Origin of the sequence: Shewanella sp. NFH-SH190041, from assembly GCF_024363255.1 — a bacterium.
Taxonomy (GTDB): domain Bacteria; phylum Pseudomonadota; class Gammaproteobacteria; order Enterobacterales; family Shewanellaceae; genus Shewanella.
This window is the reverse complement of sequence record NZ_AP026070.1, coordinates 2,810,151-2,831,377: the sequence shown is the minus strand read 5'-3', so window position 1 is coordinate 2,831,377 and position 21,227 is coordinate 2,810,151. Positions and strand designations below refer to the sequence as shown.

The 21,227-nt window shown below is 45.6% G+C and carries 20 protein-coding genes and 13 tRNA genes; 25 read left to right on the top strand and 8 right to left on the bottom strand.

Annotated features, from left to right (window positions below; all coding sequences use genetic code 11):
• Window positions 1-24: 24 nt before the first annotated feature.
• From NFHSH190041_RS12600 to NFHSH190041_RS12585, 4 genes are all read right to left on the bottom strand, one after another.
• Window positions 25-657 (bottom strand): DUF2238 domain-containing protein, encoded by a 633-nt coding sequence (locus NFHSH190041_RS12600; RefSeq protein WP_261922156.1) that lies wholly within the window; start codon window positions 655-657, stop codon window positions 25-27.
• A gap of 151 nt (window positions 658-808) precedes the next feature.
• Window positions 809-2,473, bottom strand: coding sequence for an asparagine synthase B (gene asnB, locus NFHSH190041_RS12595; RefSeq protein WP_261922155.1), 1,665 nt, complete (start codon window positions 2,471-2,473; stop codon window positions 809-811).
• Between the two features lie 347 nt (window positions 2,474-2,820).
• Entirely contained in the window at window positions 2,821-3,567 is a 747-nt protein-coding gene (locus tag NFHSH190041_RS12590) for an HAD-IIA family hydrolase (RefSeq protein WP_261922154.1), read from the bottom strand.
• Window positions 3,568-3,717: 150 nt separating this feature from the next.
• The gene (locus NFHSH190041_RS12585; RefSeq protein WP_261922153.1) at window positions 3,718-4,053 is read right to left on the bottom strand and encodes a hypothetical protein; all 336 of its coding nucleotides are present in this window, start codon (window positions 4,051-4,053) and stop codon (window positions 3,718-3,720) included.
• Window positions 4,054-4,155: 102 nt separating this feature from the next.
• Between NFHSH190041_RS12585 and NFHSH190041_RS12580 the strand changes: the two genes are divergently transcribed.
• A complete protein-coding gene (locus NFHSH190041_RS12580; protein WP_261922152.1) occupies window positions 4,156-4,449 on the top strand; it encodes a hypothetical protein in 294 nt (97 codons plus the stop codon).
• A gap of 156 nt (window positions 4,450-4,605) precedes the next feature.
• On the opposite strand, the gene purN is transcribed toward NFHSH190041_RS12580, so the two are convergent.
• Complete coding sequence (gene purN, locus NFHSH190041_RS12575; RefSeq protein WP_261922151.1) at window positions 4,606-5,250, bottom strand: phosphoribosylglycinamide formyltransferase; 645 nt, start codon at window positions 5,248-5,250, stop codon at window positions 4,606-4,608.
• Window positions 5,250-6,287 (bottom strand): phosphoribosylformylglycinamidine cyclo-ligase, encoded by a 1,038-nt coding sequence (gene purM, locus NFHSH190041_RS12570; RefSeq protein WP_261922150.1) that lies wholly within the window; start codon window positions 6,285-6,287, stop codon window positions 5,250-5,252. The genes purN and purM overlap by 1 nt, the downstream gene beginning before the upstream one ends.
• A 377-nt stretch (window positions 6,288-6,664) precedes the next feature.
• On the opposite strand from purM, the gene upp reads away from it, so the two are divergent.
• A complete protein-coding gene (gene upp, locus NFHSH190041_RS12565; RefSeq protein ID WP_261922149.1) occupies window positions 6,665-7,291 on the top strand; it encodes a uracil phosphoribosyltransferase in 627 nt (208 codons plus the stop codon).
• Between the two features lie 201 nt (window positions 7,292-7,492).
• Here upp and NFHSH190041_RS12560 read toward each other — a convergent pair whose 3' ends face one another.
• Window positions 7,493-8,812, bottom strand: a complete 1,320-nt coding sequence (locus NFHSH190041_RS12560) for a Na+/H+ antiporter family protein (protein WP_261922148.1) — start codon at window positions 8,810-8,812, stop codon at window positions 7,493-7,495.
• Window positions 8,813-9,084: 272 nt separating this feature from the next.
• Here NFHSH190041_RS12560 and NFHSH190041_RS12555 point away from each other — a divergent pair, with 272 nt between their 5' ends.
• The gene (locus NFHSH190041_RS12555; protein ID WP_261922147.1) at window positions 9,085-9,690 is read left to right on the top strand and encodes a peroxiredoxin; all 606 of its coding nucleotides are present in this window, start codon (window positions 9,085-9,087) and stop codon (window positions 9,688-9,690) included.
• Window positions 9,691-9,807: 117 nt separating this feature from the next.
• On the opposite strand, the gene rnt is transcribed toward NFHSH190041_RS12555, so the two are convergent.
• Window positions 9,808-10,497, bottom strand: a complete 690-nt coding sequence (gene rnt / locus NFHSH190041_RS12550) for a ribonuclease T (RefSeq protein ID WP_261922146.1) — start codon at window positions 10,495-10,497, stop codon at window positions 9,808-9,810.
• Window positions 10,498-10,640: 143 nt separating this feature from the next.
• On the opposite strand from rnt, the gene NFHSH190041_RS12545 reads away from it, so the two are divergent.
• The 22 genes from NFHSH190041_RS12545 to NFHSH190041_RS12440 all read left to right on the top strand — a co-directional run bounded on the left by NFHSH190041_RS12545 (window position 10,641) and on the right by NFHSH190041_RS12440 (window position 21,041).
• Window positions 10,641-11,510, top strand: a complete 870-nt coding sequence (locus NFHSH190041_RS12545) for a flagellar protein MotY (RefSeq protein WP_261925117.1) — start codon at window positions 10,641-10,643, stop codon at window positions 11,508-11,510.
• Between the two features lie 516 nt (window positions 11,511-12,026).
• The gene (locus NFHSH190041_RS12540; RefSeq protein ID WP_261922145.1) at window positions 12,027-14,189 is read left to right on the top strand and encodes a prolyl oligopeptidase family serine peptidase; all 2,163 of its coding nucleotides are present in this window, start codon (window positions 12,027-12,029) and stop codon (window positions 14,187-14,189) included.
• 156 nt (window positions 14,190-14,345) lie between these two features.
• Complete coding sequence (ybgC, locus tag NFHSH190041_RS12535; protein WP_261922144.1) at window positions 14,346-14,744, top strand: tol-pal system-associated acyl-CoA thioesterase; 399 nt, start codon at window positions 14,346-14,348, stop codon at window positions 14,742-14,744.
• A complete protein-coding gene (tolQ, locus tag NFHSH190041_RS12530) occupies window positions 14,734-15,426 on the top strand; it encodes a protein TolQ (protein WP_261922143.1) in 693 nt (230 codons plus the stop codon). Before ybgC ends, tolQ begins: the two co-directional genes overlap by 11 nt.
• Window positions 15,423-15,860 carry a protein TolR gene (gene tolR, locus NFHSH190041_RS12525; RefSeq protein WP_261922142.1) on the top strand — a complete coding sequence of 146 codons (438 nt, stop codon included), beginning with the start codon at window positions 15,423-15,425 and terminating at the stop codon, window positions 15,858-15,860. Before tolQ ends, tolR begins: the two co-directional genes overlap by 4 nt.
• Window positions 15,861-16,793 (top strand): cell envelope integrity protein TolA, encoded by a 933-nt coding sequence (gene tolA, locus NFHSH190041_RS12520; RefSeq protein WP_261922141.1) that lies wholly within the window; start codon window positions 15,861-15,863, stop codon window positions 16,791-16,793.
• A 9-nt stretch (window positions 16,794-16,802) separates the two neighbouring features.
• A complete protein-coding gene (tolB, locus tag NFHSH190041_RS12515) occupies window positions 16,803-18,131 on the top strand; it encodes a Tol-Pal system beta propeller repeat protein TolB (protein WP_261922140.1) in 1,329 nt (442 codons plus the stop codon).
• A gap of 27 nt (window positions 18,132-18,158) precedes the next feature.
• Complete coding sequence (pal, locus tag NFHSH190041_RS12510) at window positions 18,159-18,704, top strand: peptidoglycan-associated lipoprotein Pal (RefSeq protein ID WP_261922139.1); 546 nt, start codon at window positions 18,159-18,161, stop codon at window positions 18,702-18,704.
• 22 nt (window positions 18,705-18,726) lie between these two features.
• Entirely contained in the window at window positions 18,727-19,470 is a 744-nt protein-coding gene (ybgF, locus tag NFHSH190041_RS12505; RefSeq protein ID WP_261922138.1) for a tol-pal system protein YbgF, read from the top strand.
• A 136-nt stretch (window positions 19,471-19,606) separates the two neighbouring features.
• Window positions 19,607-19,682: transfer RNA gene (locus NFHSH190041_RS12500), tRNA-Lys, on the top strand.
• Between the two features lie 37 nt (window positions 19,683-19,719).
• A tRNA-Lys gene (locus NFHSH190041_RS12495) sits at window positions 19,720-19,795 on the top strand.
• A gap of 37 nt (window positions 19,796-19,832) precedes the next feature.
• Window positions 19,833-19,908, top strand: a tRNA-Lys gene (locus tag NFHSH190041_RS12490).
• Between the two features lie 37 nt (window positions 19,909-19,945).
• Window positions 19,946-20,021: transfer RNA gene (locus tag NFHSH190041_RS12485), tRNA-Lys, on the top strand.
• A 37-nt stretch (window positions 20,022-20,058) separates the two neighbouring features.
• A tRNA-Lys gene (locus NFHSH190041_RS12480) sits at window positions 20,059-20,134 on the top strand.
• Between the two features lie 38 nt (window positions 20,135-20,172).
• Window positions 20,173-20,248 (top strand) — tRNA-Lys (locus tag NFHSH190041_RS12475).
• Window positions 20,249-20,285: 37 nt separating this feature from the next.
• Window positions 20,286-20,361, top strand: a tRNA-Lys gene (locus NFHSH190041_RS12470).
• Window positions 20,362-20,398: 37 nt separating this feature from the next.
• Window positions 20,399-20,474, top strand: a tRNA-Lys gene (locus tag NFHSH190041_RS12465).
• Window positions 20,475-20,512: 38 nt separating this feature from the next.
• Window positions 20,513-20,588 (top strand) — tRNA-Lys (locus NFHSH190041_RS12460).
• 37 nt (window positions 20,589-20,625) lie between these two features.
• Window positions 20,626-20,701, top strand: a tRNA-Lys gene (locus tag NFHSH190041_RS12455).
• 37 nt (window positions 20,702-20,738) lie between these two features.
• Window positions 20,739-20,814, top strand: a tRNA-Lys gene (locus NFHSH190041_RS12450).
• 38 nt (window positions 20,815-20,852) lie between these two features.
• Window positions 20,853-20,928: transfer RNA gene (locus NFHSH190041_RS12445), tRNA-Lys, on the top strand.
• A gap of 37 nt (window positions 20,929-20,965) precedes the next feature.
• Window positions 20,966-21,041: transfer RNA gene (locus tag NFHSH190041_RS12440), tRNA-Lys, on the top strand.
• Window positions 21,042-21,227: the final 186 nt, after the last annotated feature.

Below are 21,227 nucleotides of genomic sequence, written 5' to 3'. Positions count from 1 at the left end.
GGTATTGAGGGCCAGTTATGGCTTTTATTTTAATGCGTTTTCTAATGTCCGTAATTGTCGGTCATGAAAACGGCTAAGCAGTAGTAATGCGATGAGGGCACCTGTGAGGGCAAAAGCCATATCACTTTGGGTATCCCATTCATATCCCTGGGTGCCAAGAAATGCTTCTGCACTCTCGCCACTGGCAAGGGCAACCCACCATTCCAGTAATTCATAAAATGCACTGAGTGCCAGAGCAAAGCAGACAATAAAGAAATTCTGCCAGCCGTGAGTACGAAATACCTGCTGTCGTTGACAAATCTCCCTGGCAATCATTACTGGCACGAAGCCTTGCATAAAATGGCCGAGCTTATCGTAATTGTTTCGCTCTGCGCCGCTTAGCTCGCTAAACCAGTCAAAAAGTGGCACTTCAGCGTAGGTGTAATGACCACCAACCATAAGCACAATGCAGTGCAGCAAGATCAAGGTATAGAGCATAGGCGTTAATGGAAAGCGTTTGACGGTGAGAGCCAATAAGGCAAATCCGATTAGCGCAGGCAGAACTTCCAGTAGCCAAGTAAAACGATCCAAGGGTGCGATGGCTGACCATATCATTACCAGCCAGAACACCACACAGTAAAATTGAAGTAATCGCGTTGAAATCATACTGTCAATCATTAGATAACCATATGATCATTATGCGGTAAATACTGGGGGCAATAAATAATTACTGGCATTATTTCGCCAAGGAATGGTTATTGGTTGAGCATGAAAAAAGGACTGAATATCAATTCAGTCCTTTTTTATCGTGCTTTAACTACTTATTTGCTTAGTAGCTATCAGCGTGAACAGAGCGCACTGCGCGGCCAGATGGGTCAATCACCCCACTTAAGCTAGCATCCCATGCCAGCGCCTCTGGTGTTGAACAGGCTACTGATTTACCACCTGGCACAGTTTCTGCTGCACTGGCCAGTGGGAAGTGTTCTTCAAAAATAGCCCGGTAGAAGTAGCCTTCCTTTGTGTCCGGAGTGTTGTACGGGAAGCGGAAGTGAGCGTTTTCGAGTTCACGATCGCCAACCTGTGCTGCGGCCTGTTCTTTCAGACCATCAATCCAAGAGTAGCCTACACCATCACTGAATTGTTCTTTCTGACGCCATGCGACTTCATGGGGCAGAATATCTTCAAAGGCTTCACGCAAGATCTGTTTTTCGATACGGCCATCAACTGACATTTTTGCCTGTGGGTTGATACGCATCGCCACATCCATAAATTCTTTATCTAGGAAAGGCACTCGGGCTTCTAGCCCCCATGATGCCATGGCTTTGTTGGCGCGCAGGCAATCATACAGATGCAATTTGTCCAGTTTACGTACCAGCTCTTCATGGAAAGCTTGAGCATTGGGGGCCTTGTGGAAATACAGATAGCCACCAAACAGTTCATCGGCGCCTTCTCCGGACAGTACCATCTTAATTCCCATGGCTTTAATCTTACGCGCCATCAAATACATTGGTGTTGCCGCTCGAATGGTAGTGACATCATAGGTTTCTAAGTGGTAAATCACATCCCGGATAGCATCTAGACCTTCTTGAAAGGTAAAGTGGATCTCATGGTGGATAGTACCAATAGCATCTGCCACTTTTTGTGCCGCCGCCAGATCGGGCGCACCTTTTAACCCTACGGCAAAAGAGTGCAATTGTGGCCACCAAGCATCGGTTGCGCCATCATCTTCAATACGGCGTTTGGCGAATGTTTGGGTAATGGCTGAAATAATAGATGAATCCAGACCACCAGACAGTAGTACACCATAAGGTACGTCAGACATCAGCTGACGCTTAACAGCACTTTCCAATGCTTGGCGTAACTCGGCTTTATCTGCTGCATTGTCTTTAACAGCATCATAACTCATCCAATCACGCTGATAGTAATGTACCATTTCGGCATCTTTGCCATAGAGGTAGTGTCCTGGTTGGAAAGTGCTGACAGTCTTACATACTGGCATAAGAGATTTCATTTCTGATGCCACATAGAAGTTTCCTTCTGCATCGTACCCGGTATACAGTGGAATAATTCCCATGTGATCACGACCAATCAGGTAGATGTCACGGGCTTTATCATAAAGTACGAATGCAAAGATCCCGTTCAGCATATCCAAAAATTCAGTGCCATATTCTTGGTATAACGCCAGAATCACTTCACAGTCGGAGTTAGTACGGTACTGATATTTATCGCCTAATTGGGCTTTCAGTTCCTTATGGTTGTAAATTTCGCCGTTTACTGCCAGTACTAAGGATTCATCTTCGCTCAACAGGGGTTGTGCCCCATGGTCAACATCGACAATCGCCAGACGCTCATGGACCAAAATAGCTTTCTCATCGGCATAGATTCCTGACCAGTCAGGCCCACGGTGACGCATCAGTTTGGACATTTCCAGTGCAACTGGTCTCAATGCTTTTGCATCGGACTGAATATCTAAGATGGCGAAAATAGAACACATAACAACTAACTCCAAAGTAAACGGGAACGGGATTAACTTTGCCAGCTTTGGAATAATTTGCCAAATCTATTATTGATGTTTTATGCGTTTTTTGGTGCTTTTTAGTGGATTTAGCATGGCTTTTTGGGGTGTTATTTTAAATTTAATTCACAAAAGATGCAGATTTATTATGAATTGTCTATTTTTATTTGGGTTGGCGTAGATGGATTTATTGATTCTCTACTGCTTCTGGTAAATCGCAATAAAATCATAATTTTTAGGAGATAATCTGGTTTTTGCTGCAAATCTAAACAAAAAAGCCCGCAATAGCAGGCTCGTGGTAAATCTTTACATCAGATTGTTTGGGGTCAAACCACATCAATATCACCGGCACAGGCAAAAATATGGTTAGGGCGGAAGGGCTGTTTATCGATATCACTTACCTGACTGACGCCACTGGTGACCAAGATGGTTTCTAAGCCTGCTTGGAAACCTGCCAAGATATCCGTATTGATATTGTCGCCGATAATGACAGTGTTTTCAGAATGCGCATTAATGCTATTGAGCGCAGAGCGGATAATCCAAGCTGAAGGTTTACCAACATAAAATGGTTTTTTACCTGTGATGCGCTCAATAGGAGCACATAAAGCACCGCAGGCAGGGCTATAAGCTGGCCCATGGGTATCGGGGTTAGTGGCAATAAAGCGGGCACCTTCAATAATAAAACGGGAGGCTTTACGTATCATATCCCAGTTATAAGAGCGGGTCTCACCCACAATAACGAAGTCAGGATCGATATCCGTCAGTGTAAAGCCGGCTTTATAAAGCTCATGGGTGAGAGCACCTTCACCAATCACATAGGCTTTATTACCTTCTTGGTGTGCTAGAAAATCGGCAGTGGCCATCGCGGAAGTATAAAAGCAGGTTTCAGGGACTTGAATGCCTGCAGCACTTAACCGGTTTTGCAGATCTTTCCCTGTCTGTACCGGATAATTAGTCAGAATAACAAGGGGGTTACCTTGCTCAAGGATACGATGAATAAAGCGGTCGCTGCCTGGAATGAGTTTGTTATCGTGTAACAACACGCCATCAATATCACAGATAATACTTTTCATAAGCCTATTCCATTAAAGATCTCTTAGTTCAATCTACTGCCAAATATCCTTGCCTCCAATTAAAGATTTGTTCATTAAACCGTGATACAGCAGGTGCCTCGGGGAAGAGCTGATGTTTTTTGATATTGTTTTTACAATTTGACGGGTTAATTATTTGGTTTTTATCATCAACATTCTGATGCTATCCAATATTGACACAGTCCATGCAGATATTAACAGCAAAAGCGATAATTTGAGCCCATTCAGTGAAAGTGTTTTATTTTCGATTTCAGCCAAGATAGCCATAAAATCCAGCGGTATGGTGCCGTTTAGCAGTTGTTGTGAGACTTGTTGGGATAGGCTGATAACATCAGATAGAATAAATAACAAACTGATAATGGTGATAATAATCATGCTCCACCCTGCCCATTTTTTCCCTAGCCACAAATGGCCACTGCCTGGGCAAACAAAGGTATTGAGCAGTAAGGTTTTAATTTCTCTGGTCATGGTTTTACCTTCTTTAATTAATCAGTACAGGAATGATGGTAAAAATATCAGAATTAGGGTAATTTAAATTCCAAAATGATGCCGTGCAAATATTAACCAGCCATGAATAAATATCTTTTTTCACTCTCATTCATGACACCTGAAGGTTTACGATACGGTGATGTTGATAATGAATTTTTTTTGGTCATGGCAAATGATATTTATGCGGCTTATAACTGGGCAGAGCAAGCTGGTGCAGCATATGTATTGAATTTGTTCATAGATCATGGACGGGAAGATAAATATAATTCTGCCTATATTAATGTTGAAATTGAAGATATTAATACCTGCTCTCAAGAAGAACTTGAAAATTTTGTTTGTATTAACGAGTTTCAATTAATAGAGCTTGAACTATAAATTTTATGAGATCTAATTTATAAAAGTAATTTATTAGTTGTCAACACGTTAGTAAAGCCTACCGTCTGAGTAAAATATCAATCAAGCGCAAGATAAAAACAGTTGATAATATAGATGTTTTTATCTTGCGCTGTGCTGTCAGCGCTTGACCGTTATTCAGTCAGGAGCATAGCCGCTAACACCAATAACCTCATTATCGAGCCATGCTTTGCCATCGTGCATTTTAAGCCGTCCCTGACTGAACCATTTCACCACTAGCGGATAGATAGCATGTTCCTGTTCATGTACGCGCTCAGCCAGTATTTCGACTGTATCGCCTTCATAAACCGGGACTTTAGCCTGCAGGATTACCGGGCCGGCATCCAATGCTGGAATAACAAAATGGACACTCGCTCCATGTTCAGTGTCTTTGGCTGCCAATACCCGTTCATGGGTGTTCAGCCCAGGATAACAGGGCAAGAGTGAAGGGTGGATATTCAGCATCCGGCCTTGATATTTGGTGACGAGTTCTTCACCCAAAATGCGCATAAAGCCAGCCAACACAATCAGATCAGGTTGGTAGCGCTCAATTGCTGCGTTAAGGCGATTATCATAATCAGCTCTGTTTTCACCCTGATGGGCAATCACACAGCTGGTATCTATCTCATGGCGGTGGGCCCGGGTTAAGCCATAGGCTTCGGGATTATCACTGATTACCCCGACAACTTCGGCATGTAAGTTCTCATCGCAGCCATCAATAATGGCTTGCAGATTACTGCCATTGCCGGAAATAAGCACCAGAATGCGACAGCATGATTCCATTAGCGGATCTCCACTTGCTCTTCATTGTCTGAGCGGGAGGCAATATGACCGATAAGCCAGGCTGATTCCCCTTGATCTCGCAACAGAGTCAGTGCAGATTCAACACTGTCTTGAGGTAGGGCGACTAACATTCCTACACCGCAGTTAAACGTGCGATACATTTCGTATTCTGGAATATTACCGTGTTGCATCAGCCAGTCAAAAACCGGTGGCCATTGCCAGGATTGTCCATCAATAATGGCTTTACAGTCTTGCGGGAGCACTCGGGGGATATTTTCCCAGAATCCGCCGCCAGTGATGTGCGCCATAGCATGGATATCCATTTGTTCAACCAGTTTCAGCAATGATTTAACATAAATTTTGGTCGGTTCCAGCAGATGATCAATCAATGGCCGCTCGGCCAATAACTGCTGGGGATCGGCTTGACTCACTTCAAGCACTTTGCGGATCAGTGAGTAGCCATTAGAGTGCGGACCACTGGAACTTAGCGCAATCAGAGCATCTCCGGCACTGACCTTACTACCATCAATGATATCGGCCTTTTCCACTACGCCGACACAGAAACCAGCCAAATCATAATCTTCGCCTTCATACATGCCAGGCATTTCAGCTGTTTCACCGCCGATTAACGCACAACCTGCTTGATGGCAGCCTTCAGCAATTCCCTCTACGACTGAGGTCGCCGTAGTGACATCTAATTTACCTGTTGCAAAATAATCGAGGAAAAACAGAGGCTCTGCGCCCTGAACTAATAGATCGTTCACGCACATGGCCACCAGATCGATGCCGACCGTGTCATGTTTGTGATGATCTATCGCCAGGCGCAGTTTGGTGCCGACACCGTCAGTACCAGAAACCAGCACAGGATGCTGATATTTCGTTGGCAACTCACATAAGGCGCCAAAGCCGCCTAGATTGCCCATGACTTCCGGTCGATGCGTACGTTTAACTGCAGATTTGATGTTGTTGACCAATTGATTGCCTGCGTCAATATCGACACCGGCGTCTTTGTAGCTCAGTGGGGTTGGCGTGCTCACAGAGGTCCTCTCGGGTACATCGTTATTGGATTTTTTATGCCGCTCATTCTATCAGTTTGACCAAAACCCCGAAAGGCAAGTTTTTCCACCTGATGGCGATAAAAAAGCGTTGATATGGCGAGTTATTCGCGCCAGAGCCACGCTTTATTTTTCTCTGTTACGTGATGATATATCGAAACTGCAATCCCTGTGCTAGCAAGCGATAGCGATGAATTTATAGCGAATATTGGGATGGGTTTTTCGCTTTATATCTCGTTATTGGTAGCGACTTGTATCACGATTTGATTCATTAATAAAACTTTATGTTTTAATGTAAGAACAAATACACTAGAATCGAAAAAATTTGCTTTTTACACACGCAAAAACAGGAGACAGCAATGAAAGTCGTTGAGGTTAAGCACCCTCTGGTTCGTCATAAGATTGGTTTAATGCGCGAAGGAGATATCAGCACCAAACGTTTTCGTGAATTGGCCGCCGAAGTGGGTAGCCTGTTAACTTATGAAGCCACTGCGGACTTTGAAACTGAGACTGTCACCATTGAAGGCTGGAACGGCCCGGTAGAAATTGATCAAATCAAAGGCAAAAAAGTTACAGTAGTACCCATTTTGCGTGCAGGCCTTGGGATGATGGACGGCGTATTGGAACATATGCCAAGCGCACGTATCTCTGTTGTTGGTATGTACCGTGATGAAGAAACACTTGAGCCAGTGCCTTATTTCGAAAAGCTGGCCAGTAATGTAGATGAGCGTATCGCTCTGGTTGTTGACCCTATGCTGGCAACCGGTGGTTCAATGATTGCGACTATCGATTTGCTGAAAAAGCGTGGCTGTACCTCTATTAAGGCGCTGGTATTGGTTGCTGCTCCTGAAGGCATTGCTGCTCTGGAAAAGGCGCATCCAGATGTTGAGCTGTATACAGCTGCTATCGACCGCTGTCTGAACGAACATGGCTATATTCTGCCAGGTTTGGGTGATGCCGGAGATAAGATTTTTGGTACCAAATAAACACCTGAGTGTTTAATCGTAAAAGGAGCCTAATGGCTCCTTTTTTGTTGATACCAGTATCGTGTTACCGATCAGCTTTATTAGATTTAAATAATAACGTGCAGCCGTAAAAAACGCCCTGAATGGGCGTTTTTTACGGCTTATGTTTTATAGCGTAATCGCGCGATTACGCGATTGATTTCAATGATTACCTATCTGTGCTTAGAGCACCATGGCGGCAATCCAACCAAAAATCAGTAGTGGGATATTGTAGTGAATAAAAGTTGGGATCACGCTATCGCGCATATGATCATGTTGACCATCGGCATTAAGGCCAGCGGTAGGGCCTAGGGTTGAGTCGGATGCGGGCGAGCCAGCATCACCAAGAGCGGCAGCTGTACCGACTAACGCTATTGTGGCAGGTACTGAAAAACCGAAACTGAGCGCCAAAGGCACATAGATAGTGGCAATAATTGGAATAGTAGAGAAAGAAGAGCCAATCCCCAGCGTAATCAGCAGGCCAACGGTTAACATTAAAAAGGCCGCCAATGCCCGGTTATCGCCAATCATATGCTCAATTGAATTAACTAAAGTGCCCACTTCGCCGGTGGCTTTAATGACGGCGGCAAAACCTGCCGCTGCGATCATAATAAAGCCGATATTGGCCATCATCCGTACGCCTTGGTTAAAGATATCTTGGTCTGCGACATGCTTTAGTGCGCCAGAGAAGTTAAACACCATAAAACCAATAAGTGCGCCAAAAATCATGGAATCGGTATAGAGCTGTACCGTTAATGTGGCAGCGATAGCCAGACAGGCAATGATGATATTGCGCTTATTCAGGGCTTCTTCTGGCTCTGCGGCAAGAATTTTTTGCTCAACATATTCGCGGGGTTTACGGTAGCTGATAAATACGGCTGTCAGTAGTCCTAATACCATTCCCAGAGCCGGTAGCATCATGGCTTGAGGAACCATGGCTGAAGTGGCCGCTAAACCATTATTTTTCAAATTGGCCAGCAAAATATCATTTAGGAAAATGCCCCCAAAGCCAATAGGGAGGATCATATAGGTGGTCACTAAACCAAACGTTAGGACACAGGCGACTAAGCGGCGGTCTAATTTCAGTTTAGACATCACGTGCAGTAGTGGCGGTACCATGATGGGAATAAAAGCAATGTGGATTGGGATCAGGTTTTGAGAGGCGATGGCCATGGCCAATAGTGCCAGTAACATGCCCCAGCGAACCAGTTTAACATTGGCATTATTGGGATCTTTTCCTAATAAGCGGATAATACTACGTGACAACAAGGTTGTCAGACCTGAGTGGCTAAGGGCGACAGCAAAGGCACCCAGTAGCGCATAACTTAGCGCGATTTTAGCTCCACCGCCTAAACCAGTATTGAATGCACCAATAGTATGATGCAGATCCAATCCGCCCATTAGGCCTGCTACCAGAGAACTGATAGTCAGGGCGATGACAACATTGACCCGCATTATACTCAGGGCCAGCATCAGGCAAACGGCGATGACGACTGCATTCATATCGTGTTTCTTTTAATTAGTAATGGCAAAGCGGATAGTTTTGACAGTGTTTGCTTTCAATGTCCAGCCATATGGGCTTTAAACGTTAAAAAAAATGTTATTTCCTACTGTCATTGGCGGATATTTGGCCTTTTACAGTGCCTTATATTGCTGAAAAATTAAATTTGTATCCAGTATCTTAAATAGGTTGTCAGAATGCAGTGACTTCTTATAATGCGTAATGTTTTAAAAGGAAATATCCCTAAGCTCAATTCCATAGATGGAGGTATAACATGAGCGTATTAGTTGGCCGTCCGGCGCCGGACTTTACTGCTGCAGCTGTGCTGGGTAATGGTGAGATTGTTGAAAACTTTAATCTTACCGCTGCGGTGAAAGGAAAACCTGCGGTAGTCTTTTTCTATCCTTTGGATTTTACCTTTGTCTGTCCGTCCGAGCTGATTGCCTTTGATCACCGCATGGAAGAATTTAAAAAACGCGGTGTGGAAGTTATCGGTGTTTCCATTGATTCCCAGTTTACCCATAACGCTTGGCGTAATACACCGGTAGACAAGGGCGGGATTGGTCAGGTGCAATACACCTTGGTTGCTGATGTTAAGCATGACATCTGTAAAGCTTATGATGTTGAGCATCCAGAAGCGGGTGTTGCTTTCCGCGGCTCATTCCTGATTGATAAAGAGGGGATGGTACGTCACCAGGTGGTGAATGATTTGCCTCTGGGGCGGAATGTCGACGAAATGCTGCGCATGATTGATGCCTTGCAATTCCATGAAGAGCATGGTGATGTCTGTCCGGCTGGTTGGGAAAAAGGTAAAAAAGGCATGTCAGCCAATCCTGATGGGGTTGCTTCGTATCTGTCAGAAAATGCCGATGAGCTGTAAACCGTAAAGGTTGCGCACTAGCGAAGAAAAAAGCTGCCTAAGGCAGCTTTTTTAATATTGTGTCAAGTAATGCAAAAGCGCAGGCAAGATGATTTATGTACCCACTGCTAGCCGCGATTATGACTCAAGGGAAGGAGCTTCGCTTGCCGCATCATCCTGCGGTTTTGCTTCTAGCGCTGGAATAGGCCAACCGCCCAATGCTTTCCAACGGTTGACGATATAGCAAAATAGCTCAGCAGTACGTTCGGTATCATAAATCGCCGAGTGAGCTTGTTTGTTATCAAACGGAATGCCAGCCATCATGCAAGCTTTAGCCAGTACGGTATGACCTATGGCGAGTCCCGCCAATGTGGCGGTATCAAAGGTGGCAAATGGGTGGAACGGGGAGCGTTTTAAATCGTTGCGCTCAATGGCTTTACTGACAAAACCGTGATCGAATGCCGCATTGTGAGCAACAATAATACAGCGATGGCAGTCTGCGGCTTTCTGGGCTTTTTTCACTTTTTTAAAGATTTCCAGAAACGCATCTTTTTCATTAACCGCGCCACGCAGTGGATTGGTGGGATCAATACCATTGAATGCCAGTGCTTCCGGCTCAAGGTTGGCACCTTCAAACGGCTCAATGTGGTAATGCAGCGTTTGATCGATCTCCAGTTCACCTTCCTGATTCATTTTCAGCATGGTCACAGCAATTTCCAGCAACGCATCGGTCTGGGCATTGAAACCTGCCGTTTCCACATCAATCACCACAGGGAAATAACCGCGAAAACGGTGTTTCAATTTGTTCGCGTCGCAAATATCGCTCATAAAATACTCAGGCAGGATAAACAAGCGGTTATTATGCTAAAAAGCCCCTGTGCTGTCATGCCGCTTTGCTGGAATTTCCGGCTAAAGAATCGAAAAAAAACGCCGATAGCCTAGCTGTAGGAATTATGCGGAGCCGGTCAATGATGTGGAGAAAAATACTGTTTGCCAGTGTACTGCTCTGTCCGTGGTCCGGTATCACCCATGCCGTACAAGATCATTATGTGGCATCGGCGTCACAATCACGTTGGCAATTAACCCAGCAGCCGAAAATTGCTTGTCAGCTTGCCCATGATATTCCGGCCTATGGTCGAGCCGTGTTTGCCAGTTATGCCGGTAAGCGGCTTAATATGCGTTTTACTCTGGATATGTGGCTGAAACCGGATGCTGTGACAGATGCGGTATTAATCAGCCAGGCGCCTTTGTGGCAGCCTGGTTATGGCGGACGTGAAATTGCCCGGCTGCAATATCAGGAGTATTTCCATGCTGAGCTGCCTAAGCGTTCAGCATGGATCATGTTAAATGAATTAGGGCGGGGAAGAGAACCTACCTTTTATTATCAGGACTGGTATGACGCGAGTCGTCAGGTCGCGGTGGGATTATCGGCTGCTAATTTTGCGAGTCAGTATCGGCAATTTAAAACCTGCCTGGCCAATCTGTTGCCCTACAGTTTTGACGATATAGCTTTTACTGTGTTGAACTTTAAGGCCGGTGGCACTGAGTTGACAGATTTTTCCAAACAGCAGTTGGCTCGGGTGCAAGAGTACCTTCGCTACGCACCACAGATTGAATTGATTTTGCTGGATGGTTATACCGACAGTTACGGTAGTCGCAGTGCAAATAAACAAGTGTCATTGCGTCGTACCAGTGCCGTCAAAGATTTTTTTGTCGCGCAGGGCATTAATCAGGAGCGGATTTTAACTTCTGGACATGGTGAGAATAGGCTGATTGGTCCAAATGATACGGCTCAGTCTCGAGCATTGAATCGTCGTGTAGTGGTACGGATCAGTCAATAGGTAAAAAAAAGCCCACTTTTAGGGAAAGCGGGCCGCAAATAAAGCATTGCAATCAACAAATTGAAGGAAGGAAGTCAAGCATAAGAACCAGGGATAAACTGACGTGATGGGTTCACATCAGCTATTAAGTTCTTGGTTTTCAATATCTGCACCTGGCAGACACTTCCTGAAAACGCGCTCATTTTAGAGCCGGTGAGGGATGGGGAACAAACGAGAAAAATTACATTGATTCATTAGTTAAATTCATCCGAAACTCAGTGATACTGATCACGCAAATCAGTTTTTCAATTATCACCCCATGAAATAGTCATTTTTACCGCATAAAAACGCAGATGTGGCGCCGAACGCTTGCTAATAACTTGTTAAATCACTGCTTTTACCATCGGCATTTTGTGTAGCTTGTCGCAATATTGCTTTGTAAACAATTCTTTGTATAGTAGCGGGATATCGGTTGAAAATGGTGCTCAATCAAGCATATTTTCCCCGTCGTCATCACAATAATAATCAGGATAAATAATGACAAAGATCACAGGATTGAAGCGCAGTGCGATGGCACTCGTGCTAGGAAGTGTATTGGGCGCCTGTCATACCAGTGCTCCGGTGGTGAATGAAGCTGATACCAAAAAGATTGTTTACCCGGCAACTGCAGCCGAGCCATTGGTCGAAACTATTCATGGTGTGCCTGTACCTGACCCTTTCCGGCATTTAGAGGTTAACGATGCGGAAACCGCTGATTGGGTAAAACAGCAACAGGTATTTGGTCATCAGTATTTGGCTACAATTCCCGGTAAAGCGGCTGTCGTAGCTCGCATTACTGAACTGTGGAATTACGAAAAAGTGTCCGCGCCATTTGAGTATGGTCGTAATCAGTTTGTGTACCGTAACGATGGTTTGCAGGCTCAGTCTATTCTCTATGTGACCCCCAAAGGCGGGAAAAGTCGAGTACTGCTAGATCCTAATAGCCTTTCTGCTGATGGCACGGTGGCACTGTCCGGCGTTTCGGTGAGTAATGATGGTAAAACGTTAGCCTATGGCGTATCACAGTCAGGCTCTGATTGGCAAAGCTGGTATTTTATGGATGTTGCCAGTGGCAAATTACTGTCAGATAAACTTGATTGGATTAAGTTCTCCAATGCTCAGTGGGATCATGACAATCAGGGCGTTTATTACTCCCGTTATGATGCACCAGCTGGCGGGGATGTCTTGGCTGATGTGAATTTTAACCAGAAGGTCTATTACCACAGGTTGGGAACTGATCAGTCTCAGGATAAGTTGATTTACCAGCGGCCACAAAATAAAGATTGGGGCTTTTGGAGCACAGTTTCCGAGAAAGGCGATTATCTACTGATCAATGTGTCTCAAGGAACAGACTCTCGTAACCGTTTTTTCTATCAATCTTTACAGCATGATAATGCGAAAGTGGTTGAGTTAATCAGCCAACTGGAAGCTGAGTTCCAGTTTATCGGCAATGATGGCCCATTATTTTATTTTAAAACAGATTGGCAAGCTCCCAAAGGTCAGGTGATTGCTATTGATATCAATAAACCGGCCAAACGACATTGGGATGTGATTATCCCTGAATCAGATGACACCCTCAGTGCCGTGTCATTGATTAATGATCATTTAGTGGTGAGCTATCTGCATGATGTTGTTGGGCAACTATCGGTTTACAGCATGGGCGGCGTGAAACGTCAGGATGTTATTTTGCCTGGTAAAGGCAGTGTCGGTGGCCCTTATGGCAAGCGGAGTAATGATTACTTTTATTACAGCTTCAGTAGTTATATTCAACCGACCACCATTTATCGTTACGATTTTAGAAGCGGTAAATCCAGTGTTTATGCCAAGCCACAAACGGCATTTGATCCAACCAACTATGTGTCTGAGCAGGTGTTTTATTACAGTAAGGACGGTACTCGGGTTCCGATGATCATTTCTTATCGCAAAGGAATGCAGCGTAATGGTAAGAACCCAACCTTGCTCTATGCCTATGGCGGTTTTTCAATTTCGTTAACGCCAAGGTTCAGTCCTGCAACCATTGCATGGCTTGATATGGGCGGAGTGTATGCGGTACCGAACCTACGCGGTGGGGCAGAGTACGGTGAGGCTTGGCATCAGGCCGGTATGTTAGATAAAAAGCAGAATGTATTTGATGACTACTATGCTGCAGCTGAGTATCTGATTGATCAAGGCTACACCAATACCACAAAATTGGGCGCTTATGGCCGCAGTAATGGCGGTTTATTAATGGGCGCGGCGCTGACTCAACGACCCGAATTGTTTGCCGCTGTATTGCCCGCAGTTGGCGTATTGGATATGTTGCGTTTTCACAAATTTACCATAGGTTGGGCTTGGGCCAGTGAATACGGTAGTGCAGAAGACCCTGAGCAGTTCAAAACACTATTGGCCTATTCGCCTTATCATAATATTGAACCAAGAGCATACCCCGCCACCATGGTGATGACAGCGGATCATGATGATCGAGTGGTGCCGGCACACAGTTTTAAATTTGCGGCTAGATTACAGCCGGCTCAGCAGGGGAATGCGCCTGTAATTATGCGGATTGAGTCTAAGGCTGGACATGGTGCCGGTAAGCCGACTGCAATGAAAATTGATGAATTTGCAGATATTTATACCTTTTTATGGCATAACTTCGGTTTATCACTGCCAATGAAGCTTTAGCATTGTTTTAGCGGTTTTGAATATAAAAAGGGGGCAAAGGCTCCCTTTTTTTGCGCCTTTTAATAATGACTTATCGCATAGTGGCATTCACAACAACCCTGATGGCAGGTATAGTTGTGGCTAATTTGACTGACTTGAATTTGCAATACATCAAAAATGTTTCATTGGCCTATAACAGTGTATTACGAAGATACCGACGCCGGTGGTGTTGTTTATCATTCTAACTACCTAAATTTTTTCGAGCGAGCAAGAACCCAATGGCTTAAATCAATGGGAATAAGTCAGACAGCGTTATTGGCACAGGATATTGCATTTGTGGTCCGTCATGCTGATATTCAATTTCGTCGAGCAGCCCGATTTGAACAGGAATTGACCGTTATAAGCCGTATTCAGTCAGTCAAGCGGGCTTCTTTAGTGTTTCACCAGCAGTTGGTGGATGCTGAGGGGCAATGTTACTGCGAAGGCGTGATTTCCATTGCCTGTGTGCAGCTATCTCGCATGAAACCCCATGCGATCCCTCTATTTATTGTGCAGGAGTTTATTCGTGTCAGCTGATATTTCTTTTATCGGACTGTTTATGCAGGCCAGTTTGCTGGTCAAGTTGGTGATGCTGACGTTATTGGGGCTGTCCATTTTATCATGGGCCGTGATTATCCAACGGCGTAAATTATATCGTTTAGCTGATTTTCGGCTAAAACGCTTTGAAGATAAATTTTGGTCCGGCGTTGACTTAAACCGCCTGTATCAGGAGTTATCTGCGCGTGGTGATAAAAATAGCGGCACTGAAGCCATGTTTGTGGCTGGGTTTAAGGAATATACCCGCTTGAATAAGCTCAGTAGCCGGACGCCGGGGGCACTGGTCGAGGGGAGTTACCGTGCAATGCGGGTGGCGTTAAACCGAGAATTAGAGTCATTGGAAGATAATTTACCGCTATTGGCAACGATTGGCTCAACCAGTCCTTATATCGGTCTATTTGGTACGGTATGGGGCATTATGACCGCATTTATTGCCTTGGGCTCAGTGGAGAATGCCACGTTGGCGATGGTTGCCCCCGGCATTGCAGAGGCCTTGATCGCTACGGCCATGGGCTTATTTGCCGCGATTCCTGCCGTAATCGCCTATAACCGTTTTTCTACCCGTGTTGAAAAATTGGAAATGGCTTATGCCAATTTTATGGAAGAATTCTCCGGCATCCTGCATCGCCAGGCATACAGTGAGAAGGAAGCTGCCCAATGATGCCAATGTATCAGCGCAAGCGCCGGCGGCCGGTCGCTGAAATCAATGTGGTGCCTTACATCGATGTCATGCTGGTACTGTTGATTATCTTTATGGTGACCGCGCCGATTGTCACTCAGGGGGTAAAGGTTGATTTGCCCCAGGGACAAGCCGAGCCGTTGCCTGCTCAGAGTAAGCCTCCCGTAGTCGCATCGATTGATAGTCAAGGGGACTATTACTTGGATGTGGGGAGTAGCTCTAGTCGCGCACCATTGGATTTAAATGATATCGCCGTTCGGGTTGCTGCAATAACGCAATTAGAACCCGATCGTCCTGTGGTGGTTAAAGCAGATCGCGCCATTCCTTACGAAAGGGTGATCCAATTGATGGTGACATTGCAAAAAGCGGGTGTGCCATCTGTTGGGTTGATGACTGAATCACCGGAGGATAAATAATTGGCTAAACAGGATCTCACTGTGCCAACGTTGATTTCCGCCGGGTTACACCTTGGCGTGATTGCGGTACTGATTTTGGGGGTAGATTTTACTTCTACCCCGCCGAAAGTGCCGCAGGTCAAGCAGCCTCCGGTGCAGGCGGTTGTGGTGGATCAAAAGCAGGTTACGGCCCAAGTTGAACGATTAAAGCAGCAGCGTTTGAATGAGCAGCGTAAGGAACAAGCTCGTCAAGCAGAATTAGACCGTAAGGCGAAGGAAGCGCGTCAGGCTCGAGAAAAAGAGCAGGCTAGGATCAAACAGCTCGAAGTTGAGCGAAAGCAGCAGGAAGTTGCGGCGCAACGGGCGACAGATGCGGCTAAAGTGGCAAAGTTAAAAGAGCAACAGGAAAAGCAAAAAGCGGCTGCAGCGGAAGCTGATCGCAAACAGAAAGAAGCAGAACGACAAGCGGCTGAAGAAGCGGCTAAGCAAGCTGAGGCGAAGCGTCAGGCTGAGGAAGCTGCAGCGAAAAAGGCTGCCCAAGAGCGCAAGCGTCGTGAAGAAGCTGAGCGTAAACGTCAAGCTGAAGAAAATGCACGTAAAGAGCAGGAACGTCAGATGCAGGAGCAACTGGCCGCTGAGCAAGCGGCAATTTCAGCTCGACGTAATCAGCAAGTCGTGTCTGAAGTGCAGCGTTATACTGCGATGATTAAGGCGACAATTGAACGTAACCTAGTAGTGAATGAGTCAATGCGTGGCCAGTCATGCCGGGTGTATATTCGTTTAGCTCGGGATGGTTTTGTGACTGCAACCCGTACTCTGAATGGTAATCCATTAGTTTGTCGTGCGGCAGAGGCAGCCATTAATAAAGCAGGCCGTTTGCCGGTATCGTCTGAGCCAGATGTCTATAACAAGCTCAAAGAAATCAATTTAACTGTACAACCTGAGTTTAATTAAGGGAGTCTCATGAAAACCTTGGGGAAATATTTTGCCCTGCTGTTGTTGATCCTGAGCGTACCGGCACGGGCCGCGCTAGATATTGTCATCACAGAAGGGGTCGATACAGCGCGTCCTATCGCGGTATTGCCATTTGCTTGGCAGGGAACTGGTCCCGCACCTGCTCAGATTGCTGATGTTGTGATGTCGGATTTGACCCGTAGCGGCACATTTAAAACACTTGAGCCTATGGGGCTGCCGCAGCAGGGAATTAGTACCTTGGCACAGTTTGATGCTAAAGATTGGGCTGGTGTTGGGGCTGAAGCCCTGGTTATGGGGTCTGTGAAGCCCTATGGTGCTGACAAGTATCTGGTGCACTTTGAGCTGGTTGACTTGGTGAAAGCACATATGCAAGTCGCTCAAGGGAAAACGGATAATAGTGCCCTGCAGATGGATAGTCGCGATACCGTGATTAGTGCCGCGCAGTTCCGTCAGTATGGCCACAGGATCAGTGATGTTGTCTATGAAAAGTTGACCGGGATCAGGGGCGCTTTTTTAACCCGTATCGCTTATGTGGTGGTGGACCATACGAAGAAGAATCCGTATCAGCTGATGATTGCCGATTATGATGGGCATAATGAACAGATGCTACTGAGCTCTCCTGAACCATTGATGTCACCAGCTTGGTCGCCAAATGGTCGTGAGTTAGCTTATGTCAGCTTTGAAAATCAAAAGGCGGAAATCTTTATTCAGGATATTTATAACCAGCAGCGTCGTAAAGTGACGAGTTATCCGGGGATTAATGGTGCGCCGTCATTTTCTCCTGATGGCAAAAAGCTAGCGGTAACCCTGTCTAAAGATGGTCAGCCAGAAATTTACGTGGTGGATATTGCGACCGGGGCCCTACAGCGGATCACTAATCATTATGCCATTGATACAGAGCCTTCTTGGTTCCCTGATGGCAAGTCACTACTGTTCACTTCTGAACGTGGCGGTCGACCACAAATCTATAAGGTAGATTTGAGAACAGGTAAGATCACCCGAATGACCTTTGATGGTGAGTGGAATATGGGTGGTTCAATTACGCCCGATGGTAGAAATATGGTATTTGTTAACCGTACCAATGGTAAGTTCAACATTGCCAAAATGGATCTGCAAAACCGTTTTATGCAGGTACTGACGTCTACTCGTTTGGATGAGTCACCCAGTGTGGCACCGAATGGTACTATGGTGATCTATGGTACGACTTATGGTGATCGTCAGGTGTTGGCCGCCGTTTCGATGGATGGGCGCTTTAAGGCGAGATTACCCGCTGGCCAGGGTGAAGTAAAATCACCCGCTTGGTCTCCGTTTCTCTAATAGCAATGACAAGATGAAGGATAAAAAATGGAACTGAATAAGTTGTTTAAAGCTATGGTTGTTGCCGTGCCCCTGTTGGCGTTGGGCGCATGTAGCTCAACTTCCCAATCTGAAACGGATACCAGTAGTAATATCGGTAATACCGCTGGGTCTAGCACAGACGTGAATAATGCGGGAGTGCAAACTGGCAGTGCAGCACAAATTTTAACCCCGGAAGAACAACAGCGGTTAAAAGAACAGGAACTGCGTAAAGAGCACATTATCTATTTTGATTTCGACCGTAGTGAAGTTCAGCCTCAGTTTGCGGAAGTGATCCAGGCCCATGGTAATTATCTGATTGAACATCCTAATGTAAAGGTGTTGATCGAGGGACATGCTGATGAACGTGGCACGCCTGAATATAATATTGCTTTGGGTGAGCGCCGGGCGAAAGCGGTTGCAAAATATTTGCAGAGCATGGGTGTGATGCCAAGTCAAATGACCATTGTCAGCTATGGGGAAGAAAAACCGCTAGATTTGTCACGTACAAATGAAGGGTTTGCGAAGAACCGTCGTGCGGTATTGGTATATTGATAGTTATATAGGATAAGAGAGAATGAAACGAGCCTTATTGGCCACCATCATTTTCATGGGCGCAGGGGCTGCAATGGCAGCCCCTGCGCCAGTTGATGATCTGGCTGGCAACAGTGATGCCGATCGTATTTCCCGTTTGGAGCGCGTGATTAAAGCGAAGCAACAGGCGGACTTTGCCATGCAGAATCAAGTCGATACTCTGCAGCAAGATGTACAAAACCTTCGGGGTTTGGTTGAACAACAAACCTACCAGCTTAATCAGATGTTAGAGCGTCAGCGCCAGTTGTATGATGAGATTGCTCAATTGTCGACGTCAAAGCCAGCTGCTCCCGCTGCGTCTGCGGATGTTATTAACTCTCAACCTGCAGTAGCTGCAGATTCATCCTTGGATGAAACAGCCAGTTATGAATATGCACTGAATTTAGTGCGTAAAGATCGCCTCTATGATGAAGCTATCCCAGCATTCCAGAATTTTATTGAGCAATATCCTCATTCGACCTTGATCCCGAATGCTAATTATTGGTTGGGGCAATTACTGTATAAGAAGAAAGATTATGCGGCTGCGCAGAAATCTTTTGCAGTTGTGGTGAATAATTATCCTAAATCCAGCAAGCGAGCTGATTGCATGTTGAAGTTGGGGTTAATTGCTGAGAAATCAGGTGATCAACTCAACGCGAAAAAGTTCTATAAGCAGGTACTCAAGGAGTACGCTAATAGCTCAGCAGCCCGGATTGCTGGTCAACAATTAACAGGCTTAAAAGCCTGATTAACTAAAAAATATGCGCTTAGCCTGTTTTTCAGGCAAGTGATACAAAATAAGGAATTTGCGCTTGCAAGCAAATTCGAAAACGGTATTATAGGCGCCCTCGGAGCGGCACAGGCCGCAACGAGGCAAAACTAGTGGGTCGTTAGCTCAGTCGGTAGAGCAGTTGGCTTTTAACCAATTGGTCGAAGGTTCGAATCCTTCACGACCCACCACTCTTTTCTTCGGGAAAGGGTTTGCAAGATACAATATGGGTCGTTAGCTCAGTCGGTAGAGCAGTTGGCTTTTAACCAATTGGTCGAAGGTTCGAATCCTTCACGACCCACCACTCTTTTCTTCGGGAAAGGGTTTGCAAGATACAATATGGGTCGTTAGCTCAGTCGGTAGAGCAGTTGGCTTTTAACCAATTGGTCGAAGGTTCGAATCCTTCACGACCCACCACTCTTTTCTTCGGGAAAGGGTTTGCAAGATACAATATGGGTCGTTAGCTCAGTCGGTAGAGCAGTTGGCTTTTAACCAATTGGTCGAAGGTTCGAATCCTTCACGACCCACCACTCTTTTCTTCGGGAAGGGGTTTGCAAGATACAATATGGGTCGTTAGCTCAGTCGGTAGAGCAGTTGGCTTTTAACCAATTGGTCGAAGGTTCGAATCCTTCACGACCCACCACTCTTTTCTTCGGGAAGGAGTTTTGCAAGATACAATATGGGTCGTTAGCTCAGTCGGTAGAGCAGTTGGCTTTTAACCAATTGGTCGAAGGTTCGAATCCTTCACGACCCACCACTCTTTTCTTCGGGAAAGGGTTTGCAAGATACAATATGGGTCGTTAGCTCAGTCGGTAGAGCAGTTGGCTTTTAACCAATTGGTCGAAGGTTCGAATCCTTCACGACCCACCACTCTTTTCTTCGGGAAGGGGTTTGCAAGATACAATATGGGTCGTTAGCTCAGTCGGTAGAGCAGTTGGCTTTTAACCAATTGGTCGAAGGTTCGAATCCTTCACGACCCACCACTCTTTTCTTCGGGAAGGAGTTTTGCAAGATACAATATGGGTCGTTAGCTCAGTCGGTAGAGCAGTTGGCTTTTAACCAATTGGTCGAAGGTTCGAATCCTTCACGACCCACCACTCTTTTCTTCGGGAAAGGGTTTGCAAGATACAATATGGGTCGTTAGCTCAGTCGGTAGAGCAGTTGGCTTTTAACCAATTGGTCGAAGGTTCGAATCCTTCACGACCCACCACTCTTTTCTTCGGGAAAGGGTTTGCAAGATACAATATGGGTCGTTAGCTCAGTCGGTAGAGCAGTTGGCTTTTAACCAATTGGTCGAAGGTTCGAATCCTTCACGACCCACCACTCTTTTCTTCGGGAAGGAGTTTTGCAAGATACAATATGGGTCGTTAGCTCAGTCGGTAGAGCAGTTGGCTTTTAACCAATTGGTCGAAGGTTCGAATCCTTCACGACCCACCACTCTTTTCTTCGGGAAGGGGTTTGCAAGATACAATATGGGTCGTTAGCTCAGTCGGTAGAGCAGTTGGCTTTTAACCAATTGGTCGAAGGTTCGAATCCTTCACGACCCACCACTATTACTCTTCTTATTTTTCCCCTCATACCTTTCTCAGTTAAAGCAAAAAACTTAATATTTTCATCTATTAAACCACGTTTTTCATCACTTTCGTGCTTTTAAATTCTGTTTTAGCCATATTTTTATGCAGTTTACGCTTGGTGAATTGTGTCCTGATTGTTACTGTAGTTTCACCTTATAGACT